This window comes from Flavobacterium sp. IB48 (genome assembly GCF_016405855.1).
Lineage (GTDB): Bacteria > Bacteroidota > Bacteroidia > Flavobacteriales > Flavobacteriaceae > Flavobacterium > Flavobacterium ginsengisoli.
Genome location: NZ_JAEFCA010000005.1, coordinates 300,563 through 314,061, shown reverse-complemented (window position 1 = coordinate 314,061; position 13,499 = coordinate 300,563). Strand labels below are relative to the sequence as shown.

At 33.1% G+C, this 13,499-nt stretch carries 16 protein-coding genes; 9 read left to right on the top strand and 7 right to left on the bottom strand.

Annotated elements, in window-relative coordinates:
• Positions 1-27: 27 nt before the first annotated feature.
• Positions 28-426, bottom strand: a complete 399-nt coding sequence (locus JC605_RS17425) for a hypothetical protein (protein ID WP_198857423.1) — start codon at positions 424-426, stop codon at positions 28-30.
• 33 nt (positions 427-459) lie between these two features.
• A complete protein-coding gene (locus JC605_RS17420) occupies positions 460-942 on the bottom strand; it encodes a hypothetical protein (protein ID WP_198857422.1) in 483 nt (160 codons plus the stop codon).
• Between the two features lie 345 nt (positions 943-1,287).
• Between JC605_RS17420 and JC605_RS17415 the strand changes: the two genes are divergently transcribed.
• Positions 1,288-1,761, top strand: a complete 474-nt coding sequence (locus tag JC605_RS17415; protein ID WP_198857421.1) for a CinA family protein — start codon at positions 1,288-1,290, stop codon at positions 1,759-1,761.
• A gap of 389 nt (positions 1,762-2,150) precedes the next feature.
• Positions 2,151-2,612 carry an IS200/IS605 family transposase gene (tnpA, locus tag JC605_RS17410; RefSeq protein ID WP_198857420.1) on the top strand — a complete coding sequence of 154 codons (462 nt, stop codon included), beginning with the start codon at positions 2,151-2,153 and terminating at the stop codon, positions 2,610-2,612.
• A gap of 76 nt (positions 2,613-2,688) precedes the next feature.
• Here tnpA and JC605_RS17405 read toward each other — a convergent pair whose 3' ends face one another.
• Positions 2,689-3,603, bottom strand: a complete 915-nt coding sequence (locus JC605_RS17405) for a DsbA family protein (protein ID WP_198857419.1) — start codon at positions 3,601-3,603, stop codon at positions 2,689-2,691.
• A gap of 280 nt (positions 3,604-3,883) precedes the next feature.
• On the opposite strand from JC605_RS17405, the gene JC605_RS17400 reads away from it, so the two are divergent.
• From JC605_RS17400 to JC605_RS17375, 6 genes are all read left to right on the top strand, one after another.
• Positions 3,884-4,582, top strand: a complete 699-nt coding sequence (locus JC605_RS17400; protein ID WP_198857418.1) for an SMI1/KNR4 family protein — start codon at positions 3,884-3,886, stop codon at positions 4,580-4,582.
• Between the two features lie 31 nt (positions 4,583-4,613).
• Positions 4,614-5,963, top strand: a complete 1,350-nt coding sequence (locus JC605_RS17395) for a DUF6138 family protein (protein WP_198857417.1) — start codon at positions 4,614-4,616, stop codon at positions 5,961-5,963.
• A 94-nt stretch (positions 5,964-6,057) separates the two neighbouring features.
• The gene (locus JC605_RS17390; protein WP_198857416.1) at positions 6,058-6,381 is read left to right on the top strand and encodes a peptidyl-tRNA hydrolase; all 324 of its coding nucleotides are present in this window, start codon (positions 6,058-6,060) and stop codon (positions 6,379-6,381) included.
• The gene (locus JC605_RS17385) at positions 6,378-7,025 is read left to right on the top strand and encodes an Imm19 family immunity protein (protein WP_198857415.1); all 648 of its coding nucleotides are present in this window, start codon (positions 6,378-6,380) and stop codon (positions 7,023-7,025) included. The genes JC605_RS17390 and JC605_RS17385 overlap by 4 nt, the downstream gene beginning before the upstream one ends.
• 119 nt (positions 7,026-7,144) lie before the next feature.
• A complete protein-coding gene (locus JC605_RS17380) occupies positions 7,145-7,621 on the top strand; it encodes a TlpA family protein disulfide reductase (protein WP_198857414.1) in 477 nt (158 codons plus the stop codon).
• A 6-nt stretch (positions 7,622-7,627) separates the two neighbouring features.
• Positions 7,628-8,242, top strand: a complete 615-nt coding sequence (locus tag JC605_RS17375; protein ID WP_198857413.1) for a thioredoxin family protein — start codon at positions 7,628-7,630, stop codon at positions 8,240-8,242.
• 166 nt (positions 8,243-8,408) lie between these two features.
• Here JC605_RS17375 and JC605_RS17370 read toward each other — a convergent pair whose 3' ends face one another.
• The 4 genes from JC605_RS17370 to JC605_RS17355 form a co-directional block, all read right to left on the bottom strand.
• On the bottom strand, positions 8,409-9,638 hold the full coding sequence (locus JC605_RS17370; protein ID WP_198857412.1) for a PQQ-dependent sugar dehydrogenase: 1,230 nt from the start codon (positions 9,636-9,638) through the stop codon (positions 8,409-8,411).
• Positions 9,639-9,983: 345 nt separating this feature from the next.
• Complete coding sequence (locus tag JC605_RS17365) at positions 9,984-10,277, bottom strand: DUF3861 domain-containing protein (RefSeq protein WP_198857411.1); 294 nt, start codon at positions 10,275-10,277, stop codon at positions 9,984-9,986.
• A gap of 24 nt (positions 10,278-10,301) precedes the next feature.
• A complete protein-coding gene (locus JC605_RS17360; RefSeq protein WP_198857410.1) occupies positions 10,302-11,033 on the bottom strand; it encodes a LytTR family DNA-binding domain-containing protein in 732 nt (243 codons plus the stop codon).
• Positions 11,030-12,076 carry a sensor histidine kinase gene (locus JC605_RS17355; protein WP_198857409.1) on the bottom strand — a complete coding sequence of 349 codons (1,047 nt, stop codon included), beginning with the start codon at positions 12,074-12,076 and terminating at the stop codon, positions 11,030-11,032. The genes JC605_RS17360 and JC605_RS17355 overlap by 4 nt, the downstream gene beginning before the upstream one ends.
• 266 nt (positions 12,077-12,342) lie before the next feature.
• Here JC605_RS17355 and JC605_RS17350 point away from each other — a divergent pair, with 266 nt between their 5' ends.
• On the top strand, positions 12,343-13,497 hold the full coding sequence (locus JC605_RS17350; RefSeq protein WP_198857408.1) for an efflux RND transporter periplasmic adaptor subunit: 1,155 nt from the start codon (positions 12,343-12,345) through the stop codon (positions 13,495-13,497).
• Positions 13,498-13,499 lie beyond the last annotated feature (2 nt).

The following is a 13,499-nucleotide window of genomic DNA, read 5'->3' as shown; positions in this document are numbered from 1 at the left end:
TATACTTACTTATTTAATTACTATTTTTTATTTTTTACTGTCGTCGCTGTCAGTTTCGCTTTCAATTTTTTCAATTTCAACCTTTTCTTTCTTTATAGCTTGGCGTAAAAGTGCAAAAAGGCTCATATAAGCATTTGCCATAAAAACCAGAGAAAACCCTGCCAAAATATACCCTCTCCAATCATTTAACAAAAGTTTATAATCGCAGATGATCAGAAAGGCAATTGTAACATAATGGCTAAAGCAATATTCACAGGTAAAGAGATAAAAGAACTTTCTGGATAAAATGTGTCTGTCATTTTTAGAATGCCTGACACACCATTCATGAGGCTCTCTAAAAATCTCCTCGTGTGTTACAGTCCAGCTAATACAGGCAATTGGAATTGCTAGAATAAAAAGCCAGACAATTTGATCAGCTAAAGTCATGATTAATGCATTACAATTTACGATATTTTTTCGTTATTCTCTCGGATGATTTTCTGGATAATGTTCTGCGTCAAAGTCATCTAAATTTTCATCTTTATCAAAATCACTATCTTTTTCTACGTCATTTTCGTAATCTAAATCAGCATCATATTCATCATTTAAATCGTCTTGAGTTCCGTCATTCGTAATGTCATCATCTTCATTGACAATTCTTTCTTGATTCGGAATATTTTCTGCTTTAATATTGGTTTCAAAGTCTCCTTGTAAATGAGAAGGATCTTGAATAAACTCTTCTTGATATTGATACGGATCTTCATCACGAGCATAATCGTCATTATCAATAAGAGTGTTTTGTTCGTAATAATCAGGATCGCTTTCGCCGAATTCTCGATTATCGTGTTTTTTCAGAACTTGCTTAAACTCATCCTCATTAGAATAAGAACCGTCAACAAGCGTGTTTTGTTCGATATAATCAGGATCAAATTGACCATAATCATGGTTGTGTTGCTTTTCCATAATAGTGTTTTTTTGATTTGTTATTTTTCCAATATTGAATCTTCGCATAGAAGACTTGCTAATTCTTTACAGTTTTACTGTATTCACGTTCTACAACATTTCTGTTGATGTAATTTTTTTCGGCTTTAACTTTAATTATAGGCTTGTACTTCATAGCATTTTTTAAAATGCTGTAATTACAAATTTAACACGTAAATAGAAGGGAGGTTTTATAGAAAAAAGTATTATAGTTGCATAATTAACAGTTACTTATAATGTAAATATTGTAAGAAATTATGTAAGTTTACTATAAGAGAACAATTTACATTTGATATGAAATCAATGTGCAATTAAATTTGAATCAATATGGCATCAGAAAAGATAATGGCATGCTGTGAGGCTTTAATAGAAAAGAACTTAACGATAGCATTTGCAGAAAGCGCGTCTGCAGGCAAAATGTGTTATGAGTTTTCTACGGTTTTTAATTCTGGAAGAGTTCTAATAGGGGGAATTGTTTGTTATCATTCGTCTATGAAAGAAGATTTATTACAGATTCCGTGGGGGACAATTGAACAGCATAGTGCCGAATCTGCAGAAGTCACCAAGTTAATGGCGCAGAATTTTTACCGTTATGTTAATTCTGATATTTGTGTTGGATTAACAGGACTTACAACGCCAGGAGGAAGCGAAAGTGATTCAAAACCAGTAGGAACTATTTTTATACACATTATTTTTGGAGAAAAACAAATTGCCAAACGTTATGAATTTAAAGGAACGCCAGAAAATATTATCAACCAAGCAATAGATGTTGTGGCAGACTTGATTTTGAGAGAAATTTAATAAACCAATCAAACGCCCCTACGCGACGAAACTCGACAAAACATTTTTTTTGTCTACCGATGAGATGTTCCTAGCGGAACATTTTTGTTTTGAATTGATATTTTCTAGGTGTTGTTGCCGATTTGATTTTGAGAGAAATTTAATAAACCAATCAAACGTCCCTACGGGACGATGATCACACAAACATTTTTTTTCTACCGATGAGATGTTCCTAGCGGAACATTTTTTTTGTCCTAAACTAGTACTCTTTAGACTTTTGGGAGTCAAGCTAAACATATGCATTTTTAAAATTTGTATCAGCAAAAGGAAAATGTTCCGTTAGGAACATCTCATCGGTAGAACTTTAAATGATTAATGTTTTTTCGTTCCAGAGGAACGTTTGGTTGGTAATGGCAAATACATACACACAATTGCATATACAATTTGTATTTGCAGTCAAATATAGAAAAGCATTAATTGCACAGGATTGGAAAGACAAATTGCATCAATATATTACGGGTATAATACAATCCAACAATCACAAAATGTTATGTGTTAATAGCATGCCAGATCATATACATATTTTTATAGGAATGCGTCCAACACAATCTATTTCTGCGCTAGTTCAAAATGTAAAGACAGAAACTAGTAAATGGATTAAAGAACAAAAACTGTCATCCGATTTTTCATGGCAAGAAGGTTATGGAGCTTTTTCATATTCAAGAAGTCACGTTCCGAATGTCATTCGATATATTCAAAATCAAGAACATCATCATAAAAAAGAAACTTTTTTAGAAGAATACCAGAAACAACTGAATGCTTTTGAAATAGAATATGATAAAGAGTATATCTTTAAGGAACTCCTTCAGTAATTCTAAAGATCATTTTAAAAAACGACACATTTCTTGCAATCAGATGTTTCAATGGAATATTCTTTCATTCATTTAATTACTTTTTAATATATAAAGAACCATTTTTAATCGTCTTTTTATTCAATAAACCTTGCTGATATAATTTCTCTAAAATAGAAGTAGCTTCATTAACTGAAATATCTAAAATAACAGCATATTCCTTTGGCGCCAATGTTGGATAAATTTCAAAAATTGACAATGAATTTTTATTCTCAAACTTTTTCGCTTTAGCATCTGGAAATAAAGCCACTAAAGCATTTTCATAAGCATCATAAGGTTTAGAGCCGTAAACAGTTAGTTGATTATTATCATCATTGGCTAAAAATAAAGTTGGAAAACCTCGTACGCCAAGAGTTTTTCCTAAATTTAAGTCATCTTGAAAAAGTTCTTCGGCATCATCATAATCTGCTTTTAGTTTCGGAACATCTAGACCTGCGATTTTTGCAGCTTCTGCTATGTTTTCCCATTTGGCAATGTTCTTTTTATCTAGATAAAGTTTTTCGCGAAGAATACGCATAAAATTAACCGCTTTTTCTTTACTCTGCATTTGTGCTGCTTTCACAGCAATACAGGAAGGATAGGAAGAATCTAACGGATCTTCAAGCCAAACATTTCCATCAATTGGCATTTCGTAATACAAACTGGCTTCATCCCAATGATGCGCCACATCAGAAGGTTTGCTTATTCCGCCGCTATTATAACTCCAATCTGGCAATAAACCGCCCATTCGATAATCAATTTCGAAATAATCGCCGTATTCTAGTTTTAGTTTTCTAAGCTGAGGTTCAATTCCCCAGCAAGAAGAACAAATTGGATCGGTATAGTAAATTATCTTTATAGGTTTATTTTCTGTCGGAATAGCTGTTTTGGCATTTGAACTTTCGCCAAGAGGCATTTCACACATTCCGCTTACAGGATCACATAATAACGGATTTGTTTTTTCTTCACTCATTTTAGTGCTGGTTTGTGATTGACAGCTTACACTGAAAATCGAGATTAATAGTATCGACAGTATTTTCATAATAGTTTTAAAAGGTACTCTCGGATTTATGAATATGTTGCAAAGTTGAGCCGAAAATCATAGCGAGTCAATTAGTCAAAAAAACATGACTAGAAAATACACCTTAATTTTCGGAAATTGCTTTTTCGGAAAAGTAGGATTATCACTATAAAGTAATTGCAGGCTTGTAATTAATTGTTTATTTTTGACTTCCTAAAAATAGAAGCCTAACATGAATTATATTCAAAAAATTAAACGCCTTTATAACCTGTCTGAAAATGAAAACTACGGATTTTCAGAAGATCAAATTCTCAACTTAGAGAAAACATTAAATGTAAATCTTCCTTCAAAACTCAAAGAATATTACTTAGAACTAGGAAATGAGGAAAACCTTAATTACTCCTTTAACAGACTTTTGAAACCTGAAAATGAAATTGGATTTTCTGATGATGATTTTTTGGTTTTTTATGAAGAAAATCAAAACGTAGCTTTTTGGGGAATTAAAAAGGAAGATCTATCACAGGATAATTCACCAGTATATGGTAATTACGACACAATAGAAAAATCGGATTGGGAGATTGAAACGGAGACAATAGAAGACTTTTTTTTGCTAATGGCTGTTTTCAACGGTACTTTGGGCGGACTTCAATTTAATGGAAATTACTTGGGAGAAATTGACCTGCAAATTGTAAAGTTTATAGAAGAGAATTATACGCTTGTTCCTAACATCAGCAGAGAAAATCAAAAAGTATATACGGATGATTTTTATGAGGTGATCAGTTTGTCATTCGATCAGGAAAACAATTGTACAGGAGCTTTTATCGGATCAAGCGATCAGGAACGATTTGATGCTGTTTTGGATAATATGTGCATAGATTGGTCCTATCTTTCTTATGATGATGAAGAATATGATGAGGAGGATGAAGAATAATCAAATTAAAAATGTGACAATAAAATAGAGAATGAGAGAATTAAATTATTTAGTAAAAATAGAAGGTAACGAAGCGCTTTTAGAAAAATTCATTGAAGCGATTGATAATAATACCGTTAAAATTGATAAAGCATATCCAAATCCGTATGTATTAGATTCGGGTGAAAAATTTCTGTTATCTCCCATAATTGAATATTTTTTCCAGACGAGACCTTTTTCAAAAGAGTTTTACATTTCGTTTGTTGAAAAACTTAGAAAACTTAACGGATTCGATAGCTACCGTTATACATTAGGGTTGCAAGCTGAAGAATTGGTTTTTAATAGTTTTGAAAGAGTAAAAAAAGGTAAATACAAGATTTTTATACCCAAAACAAAAGAAGAACTTCCGAAACCTATATTGACAGAAGAACAAAAAGAACTTCTGAGCTTTATATGTTATATTGCTGTTTCTCATATAAAATATGGACCAAGTTACGCCACAGTTACAGCAAATGAGTATTTTGATGTCGTAACGGAATTAGGTTCTGACGAAGTAGAACAACTTAAAAAGTACGGAACAGGAAAACTTTCAAAAGAGCTGACAGAATACAAAGACAAAGATTTTGTGGGTAAAGCAAATGATGTTTTTGCTAAAATAAGTCTTAAACTGATTACCGAAACAGAAGAAAGTTACGAAAAAGCATTAAACTTCGTTAACAATCTTCTAAAATCTGATTTTCCTAAAAGCTTTGAAATTAGTTTTTCGTCCAAAACAAAAGAATTACTTCCTGTAAAAGGACTTCCAAAATGCGGACAGAATTATTTTTTTGCTGGAGCGGTAGAATATCCAAATCTGCATAAAAGCATTTTAGAATATATTGCTCTTACAAAAAAGAAATACGAATGGTACACCAATCTTGAAGCTGAAAATTGTGCTATGCCCTCAACTTTTGCTGTTTTTGCTTTAGGATTACAAGATGAAAAATATTTTGATACGCTGATCGATTATTATCAAACAATAGATGGGGAACATCAGTCTATTCAACAGAAATTTACACCAGTGTTTCTGGAGAAATTCGGAATAAACGAAAAATCAATAAAAGTTTATATCAATGCTGTTTTATCCATGCAAGAACATCCGCATAATAAAGCTTTCATTTCTTATTTTACAAATGAAAATAGCTTGAAGTTATTATTGGATAGTAAAGAGAATTTTGTTTCGTATTATTTTACAGAAGAAGATTTAAAAGAATATTCAGAAAGTGGGACTAATGTTCAGGAAATGGCAGATTATTGCTGGGAAGGTGTGATGTATACTACGTTTGGACAAAGTAAAGATTATGGTAAAATCGCCAAACAATTATCAGACAGACAAAAAATAATATTCGAAAAGTTGTTCTGATAAATTCAATAGTTTATGATCTGTTATCAGATAAAGAAGCCGTTGGAAACATCATTGAATTGATATAATACTCAAAAAGAAAATAAGATTTAGTATGAAAATGTACATTTTAGTAAAACAGGACGTTCCGGACAAATTGGTTCCGGTAATAACTGCGCATGCTTCTTTGGCCTGTTTTAGAAAATTTGAACAAAACGAAAATATGCAGATGTGGATAAACGGAATATTTAAAAAAGTGGTGTGCGTAGTTTCTGAGAAGGAATTTGTAAATGCAGGAAAAGAACCGGATAATATTATTTTAACCGAGTCTGCATTAGATAACCGAGAAATTTGTATCGCATTTGTACCACGGGAAGAATACTCCAAAATGTTTAAATTTTTTAGAATGTGGACTCCTCAGGATAATTTGCAATTATGAATAGACAAATACAAATCGATGAACTCAACAATAACACTTTTTTCTGGAAGTATTATTTCTGTTGGTCAAGAGGCTATGATGAAAAAGAAGAAATAAATATTGATGAGGTTTTGGAAGTTGTGGAAACTAATGAAACTGAAGCTTATGAATGGGAATGGAAGTTTTTTAATCAGAATGATATTGAAGAAAATCCCAGATATGTTGCGGGCAAAATAAATGATAATTTAAATTACGCAATTGAATTTGCCGAATATGAAATCAATTTTTTTCTTAATGATATTTACATCGGCAATTTAGGAGGACATTTTGAAGCTTGGTTTTTTACTTTGGATGAATTATTGGCTTTTGAAAAATATCCTAATCTGTTTCTTCTTTTTCTTCCAATGACAGGAATACAAGAAAATGAAAAAGCTGTTTTAAAACCCATAATTGTAAAACATTTAAACGCAATTCCAAAGTTTGAAGCACATTCAGAATATATCTCAAACTGTATTTTAAATGGATTAGTAATACAGTCTCCTTTTGTAGAAATAAAAGATATCGGATTGACAAATACCGAAAATCACAGCGTAAGAAATATAACTGATTACCCGCGCTATAAAGAGGATGTGACGAAATTGAATAAGATTTTGAAGAGAACTTAGGATCTTAGAATCTTAGTCACTCAGCAGCTTAGAACACTCATTAAACTTTCATTAACAAAAACTAATTTATCATTATTTTATATTTGTAGGAAACAAATTAATTCTAAAGCATTCTTCTCATGAAAATAAAGCCTTTTTTCTATCTATTTTTATTCGGTATTATTTCCGTTTCGGCTTATAGTCAGAATGTGAAACTGATAAATATCAATCAGCTTAATGAGAGAATCAAAAATGGGAAAGACAGTACTTACGTCGTTAACTTTTGGGCGACTTGGTGTGCGCCTTGTATAAAAGAACTGCCACATTTTGAGAAATTAGGAGCAGAGTATAAATCAGAAAAATTGGCTGTTTTGTTAGTTAGCCTAGATTTTAAATCGAAACTAACTTCAAATGTGATTCCGTTTGTAAAAAGGAAAAATCTAAAAAATGAAGTTTTTCTTTTAAACGAAAGTAATCCTCAAGAATTTATTGACAGAATAGATCCAAGTTGGTCTGGAAGTATTCCGGCAACGCTTTTTATTAAAAATGATAAACGAAAATTTGTCGAAAGTGAATTTACCTACGAACAATTATTAACTGAATATAAAAAACTGTAAACCATTATGAAAAAAATAATCTTATTACTAGCATTAGCATTTTCTGCTTTTCTTTCGCATGCACAAAGTGGCGTAACACTAAAAGCGGGCGACGCAGCACCAGATTTCAAACTGAAAAACGTGGACAACAAAGACGTTTCTTTTGGAACTTTTAAAGATGCAAAAGGATATATTGTTGTTTTTACTTGCAATACTTGTCCTTACGCAGTAGGATACGAGCAAAGAATTATCGATTTGGATAAAAAATTCAAACCGCAAGGGTATCCTGTAATTGCAATTAATCCAAATGATCCTGAGGCATCTACAGCAGATACTTTTGCTAAAATGCAAGATTTGGCAAAAGACAAGAAATATCCGTTCCCATACTTATTTGATCCAGGGCAAAAAATTACCGATGAATATGGAGCAAAACGTACGCCTCACATCTTTATCGTTTCTAAAACGGCAAAAGGAAATGTTGTAGAATATGTAGGAGCAATTGATAATGATCCAGAAGGAAATAATCCGCAAAAAACAAAATATGCAGAAGAGGTTATTGCATCATTAAAAAGCGGACAAAAACCAGCAATTACACAAACTAAAGAAATTGGCTGTACAGTAAAAAGAAAAGCTAAAGCTTAATTGTTTTGTTTCAGGTTTCAAGTTTCAAGTTTCAAGTTTCATGTTTTATTCCGTTGCGTTTAACTTGGAACCTGAAACCTGAAACCTGAAACCTGAAACAAAAAAATAATAAAATACAAACGCCCCATATTTGGGGCGTTTCTTTTGGCATGTATAATGAACAAGTTTACTTTTTATCTATTCTATAAAGTCTTCCTTGATCGGTAACGGCGTATAATGCTTCATCTTTTCCTTGAGTAATATCTCTAAATCTTTGCCCTTCTCCAGCCAATAATCTTTCTTCTCCGGCTACTTTATTGTCTTTAAAAGCTAAACGCACAATATGCATACCGCTCAAAGCACCAATAAAAAGATTGTTTTGCCATTCGGGAACACGGTTTCCAGCGTAGAAAGTCATTCCGCTTGGTGACACTACAGGATCCCAGTAATAGACAGGTTGTTCCATTCCAGTTTGTTGCGTAATTCCTTCTCCAATTTTCGTACCACTATATTCGATTCCGTAAGTAATTGTTGGCCAGCCGTAATTTGCTCCGCCTGTAATTCTATTAATTTCGTCACCACCTCTCGGACCATGTTCGCTTTGCCATAATTCGCCCGTAGTTGGATGAATTGCCAATCCCTGCGGATTTCTGTGTCCAATGCTATAAAGTTCTGGTAAAGCTCCCGTTTGTGTAAAAGAAGGATTTCCTGGCGCTGCTTGTCCGCTTGTTGTAATGCGAACAACTTTTCCCAAACTGCTGGTAACAGATTGTGCTAAAGGACGTGTTTCTAATACAGATCTTTCGCCAATGCTTACAAAGAGATTTCCTGTTTTGTCAAATAAAACTCGGCCTCCGTAGTGTAATGTGCTAGCGTTTGGTGTATTTGAACGATAAATAACCGTTACATTTTCGATAGCTGTTTCGTTGTCTGAAATTCTACCTTTCGCTACAGCGGTAATATTTCCGCCTGCAACAACTTCAGAAAAAGCCCAATAAATCATTCGGTTAGTAGTATATGCAGGATCAAGGCATATTCCTAATAAACCACCTTGACTATCTGGATTAACAGCAGGAACGCCAGTTAAGGCATTGCTGATAACGCCTGCTTGAGTTACGATTTTTATTTTTCCTGCCTTTTCGGTTACCAAAAGACGTCCGTCAGGAAGATAGGCAACTCCCCAAGGAGCGCTTAAACCGTTGGTGATTACTTTAGATTCAACCTCGGTGGTTGTTTGAATGCTTCCTGCTCGTGTTTGTCCAGAAAATGCTGGTTTATAAGTAGTGTTTGCGGTTCCAGTTTCTACTGGAGGTCCTGTTGGTCCTGGATCTGTGCCTCCTTCAGTATTGTCGTTATTAGAACAGCTGTTCAACGCTAGAACTCCAGCAAGAAGAAATATACTTTTTCGAATTATCATAATGCTTTCATTTTGGTGGTTAAAAATAAATTTTTGCATTACCGAACATTTCTAGAAAGAATAGAGATTCATTAAAAATCGAAATGGTTAATTTCGAGCGAATACTCCGTTTTATTTTCAATTAAGAATGCCTAAATGCTGACGCCATTTTTTATGAAGCAGATGAATTTCAAAAAACAGAAATTAAACTTCTTTTGGAAAGCATTTAGTGGGACATGCCTTATTGGAACGGAAAATTGTTACAAAATATTGCCACAAAACAAGGGTTTGTTCTTTTCTTAGCAGAAATTTAACGTTCTAAAATTCAAGAAGTATTAAGCTGAGGTCTTGCCTTTAAAGGTATTTTTAAAGGCTTTTTAGTTTTTTCATGAAGACTGGAAAAACTTCATTTAGTTCGTCAAAAAGAGGATTTTTGCGATTTTTTATTTTGATTTCGCTGAATAATTTTAATCCTAAAGCAAACTGAACAGCTTCAGATTCGTTTGCGAAAATGTTTTTAGACTTTATTCTTTCAATAATTCCAAAGATTTCATCGTGATTATCAAATTCTATTCCGAGTTCTTTTGCTGGTTCGGTTTCACCATTTGCATATTCCTTAAGGCTTAATGTTAAGTAATATTTGTTTGATCTTTTTTCCATGATTTTGTAATTCTTATTCTAAATTTATTTCAGCCATTTATCGACTAATGTCTTAAAGGCTTCTTTATATTGTTCGCCAACCGTTATTTCTATTTTATCAATAAAAATGGAGTTTTTACTGATGGCACTTATTTTATCTAATGAGACAATGAAAGAACGATGTACACGCATGAATTTTGAAGAAGGAAGTTTTTCTTCTAGAGCTTTAAGCGAAATAAGAGACATTAAGGCTTTCTGCGAATCTTCAAGATGTACTTTTACATAATCTTTTAAACTTTCTATGTACGTAATATCTTTTAGCGAAATTCTAACCCATTGATATTCTACCTTCAAGAAGATAAATTCATCATCGGCAGCAATAGTATTAAAGTTATTATTGGCTTCTTCAGATAATTGTAAAACTTTGCTTGAAGCACGCAAAAATTCTTCGTAACTAAAAGGCTTCAAAAGATAATCTACCGCATTAACTTTATAACCTTCAATTGCATAATGATTGTAAGCCGTAGTAAAAATAATTTTTGGTAAAGGTCCAGGCTGATCTTGTATTAATCTTGCCAATTCCATTCCGCTTAAATTAGGCATATTAATGTCTAAAAAAACAAGATCTGGTTTTGTTTCCCTGATAAGTCCCATGGCATCGACAGCATTGTCGCAGGTCGTAATTAATTCTAAAAACGGAGTCTGCTCTATAAAGGTTTCTACCAGTCTTAAAGCCAATGGTTCGTCATCTACTGCTATACATTTTAATACTGTCATTGCTCTAAATTTATCTTCAATTTAATTTTATATGTTCCGTGATCCGTAACTCCAAAAGAAATAAAATGCTGATTCGGATAAATCAATTGCAGTCTTCGTTTGGTGTTGGTCAAACCAATTCCGCCTACATCAGAAACTGCTGTTTTTTCGAAATAAGTGTTTTCAACTTCAAATTCGAGCTCGCTTCCATTTTGCGTAAGCTTAATGTAAATTTCACTTTTATCGGTGGCATGAACACCATGTTTAAAAGCATTTTCTACTAAAGGTAGTAATAACATCGGAACAATTGGGTAATCGTGTATTTTTTCAGGAATATCTGTTATAATAGTCAATTTGCTGTTGGCACGAAGTTTCATTAATGCAATGAAATCTCTCATAAATTCAGCTTCTTTCAGCAACGTTGTTTTTTCTTCTGTGCTGTAAAGCAAATAACGCATCATACGGCTCAAAGTGTGAAGCGCATTCCTAGAATCTTCAATATCAGTATAAGTAAGTGAATAAATGCTATTAAGCGAGTTAAAGAAAAAATGCGGATTGATTTGTGCCTTAAGCATAGCAAGTTCTGCGGCCGTTTTATCCTGTTCTAATTTTTGCTTATGCTGAGCCGCTTTTTGCCAATATTGCAACATGGCCCAGCTTGTGCTTATTCCTAAAACAAGTAAACTAAGCATTAAAACGTAATTGTCAAAATAAGGATTTTTATATTTTTTGAATCCTAGAATCAAACTTATTTTGGTGTGAAGATCAGTTTGTGAAGTATAAAAATATGCAATAACCTGCATAACAAAAATCGTAATAAAAGCCCAAACTAGAAAAGGAGAAGTATTGTCTTTAAAAATGGTTCTTGGAACTATAATTCTTGCATTCGAATAAAAAATGATGATCAATAAAATCAATAAGACCATTTGCCAGAGCCAGAAGACACCAGGTAGTGTTACATTCCAAGTTAAAGGTATGTAAAATAGCATTATAAAGCCTAATAATACCCAGCTCAGTATGTGTAATCCGGTAAATAAGTAAGGTCTGAAAAAGCTTGGTCCCATTGTAATTCTTGATATTTATGGACAATATTACATTTTATTCAAATACAATTTTGGGGTAATCGCCAAAACGGGATTTAGAGTCTCTAAAAAGCATTTTAGAGCCGATAAGATGAAAATTAAACGCTTGTTTAATATTTTAAATAAAACCATCGGTTCTCATCTTGCCTTTATCGATTGTCTCTTGCTGTTCGTCTATTTGAAAAATTTCGTATCTTATATTTTATTTCTTTTGTTCACATATAATCGATAATTACACATTTTTCACAATGACTAAGCAATCATTTTTAAGCATCCTCGCAGCATCACTTATTATCGCTTCTTGCGGTAAAAATGATAAATCGGCTCAAGCCGGAGGTGCGCCGCAGATTAAAGAATATAAGACTGTGACATTACAGCTAAAATCAGCGACACTAAACAGCGATTTTCCTGCTAGTATCCAAGGACAGCAAAATATAGAAATTCGCCCAAGAGTTGAAGGCTATATTGATAAAATTTTTGTTGATGAAGGTGCTGTAGTTAAAGCAGGACAGCCTTTATTTAAGATTAGCGCTCCAGAATATGAGCAGCAAGTTCGTACTGCGACAGCAAGCATTAAAAGTGCTCAAGCAGAAGTTAGTTCGGCTAAATTGGCTGTGAATAAAGTAAAACCATTGGTTGAAAAAGGAATTATTAGCAAATATGATTTAGAGTCGGCTCAATATACTTATGAGTCAGCTTTGGCATCTCTAGCACAAGCAAATGCAGCTTTAGTAAATGCTAAAGTTAATTTAGGTTATACGACCGTTACAAGTCCGGTAAATGGAGTTGTAGGTTCAATTCCTTTCCGATTAGGAAGTTTGGTAAGTTCTAATACAGCCGAACCTTTAACAACAGTTTCAAGTATTGGTAATGTATACGCTTATTTTGCAATGAATGAAAAAGTACTGCTAAATTTTACTAAAGACGCAGGAGGTTCATTAAACCAAAAGATTAAAAGCATGCCAGATGTTTCTTTGGTACTTTCTGATGGTTCGACTTATGATCAAAAAGGAAAAATAGAAACCGTAAACGGATTAATTAATACAGAAACAGGTACTGTAAATTTTAGAGCTCGTTTCCCAAATCCAAAAGGAATTATCAGAAGCGGAAGCAGTACTACAGTGCAAATTCCGAACTACGTTAAAGACGCCATTATAATTCCTCAAAGTGCCACTTTCGAATTACAAGATAAAATGTTTGCAGTTGTTGTAGGAAAGGACAAAAAGACGACAAATGCTAATATCACAGTGTTGGACAACTCTGCAGGAAACTATTATGTGGTAACAAGCGGTTTAAAAGCTGGAGATGAAATTGTATTAGAAGGAGTAGCTTCATTGAAAGAAGGAACTGAAATTAAACCTAATAATCAAAGCCAAGAAGCAGTTTACGCCGATTTAAAATAAAA

Coding starts and splice junctions, on each gene's coding strand:
- JC605_RS17425 (WP_198857423.1), bottom strand. CDS start 426: ATGACTTTAGCTGATCAAATTGTCTGGCTTTTTATTCTAGCAATTCCA.
- JC605_RS17420 (WP_198857422.1), bottom strand. CDS start 942: ATGGAAAAGCAACACAACCATGATTATGGTCAATTTGATCCTGATTAT.
- JC605_RS17415 (WP_198857421.1), top strand. CDS start 1,288: ATGGCATCAGAAAAGATAATGGCATGCTGTGAGGCTTTAATAGAAAAG.
- tnpA (WP_198857420.1), top strand. CDS start 2,151: ATGGCAAATACATACACACAATTGCATATACAATTTGTATTTGCAGTC.
- JC605_RS17405 (WP_198857419.1), bottom strand. CDS start 3,603: ATGAGTGAAGAAAAAACAAATCCGTTATTATGTGATCCTGTAAGCGGA.
- JC605_RS17400 (WP_198857418.1), top strand. CDS start 3,884: ATGAATTATATTCAAAAAATTAAACGCCTTTATAACCTGTCTGAAAAT.
- JC605_RS17395 (WP_198857417.1), top strand. CDS start 4,614: ATGAGAGAATTAAATTATTTAGTAAAAATAGAAGGTAACGAAGCGCTT.
- JC605_RS17390 (WP_198857416.1), top strand. CDS start 6,058: ATGAAAATGTACATTTTAGTAAAACAGGACGTTCCGGACAAATTGGTT.
- JC605_RS17385 (WP_198857415.1), top strand. CDS start 6,378: ATGAATAGACAAATACAAATCGATGAACTCAACAATAACACTTTTTTC.
- JC605_RS17380 (WP_198857414.1), top strand. CDS start 7,145: ATGAAAATAAAGCCTTTTTTCTATCTATTTTTATTCGGTATTATTTCC.
- JC605_RS17375 (WP_198857413.1), top strand. CDS start 7,628: ATGAAAAAAATAATCTTATTACTAGCATTAGCATTTTCTGCTTTTCTT.
- JC605_RS17370 (WP_198857412.1), bottom strand. CDS start 9,638: ATGATAATTCGAAAAAGTATATTTCTTCTTGCTGGAGTTCTAGCGTTG.
- JC605_RS17365 (WP_198857411.1), bottom strand. CDS start 10,277: ATGGAAAAAAGATCAAACAAATATTACTTAACATTAAGCCTTAAGGAA.
- JC605_RS17360 (WP_198857410.1), bottom strand. CDS start 11,033: ATGACAGTATTAAAATGTATAGCAGTAGATGACGAACCATTGGCTTTA.
- JC605_RS17355 (WP_198857409.1), bottom strand. CDS start 12,076: ATGGGACCAAGCTTTTTCAGACCTTACTTATTTACCGGATTACACATA.
- JC605_RS17350 (WP_198857408.1), top strand. CDS start 12,343: ATGACTAAGCAATCATTTTTAAGCATCCTCGCAGCATCACTTATTATC.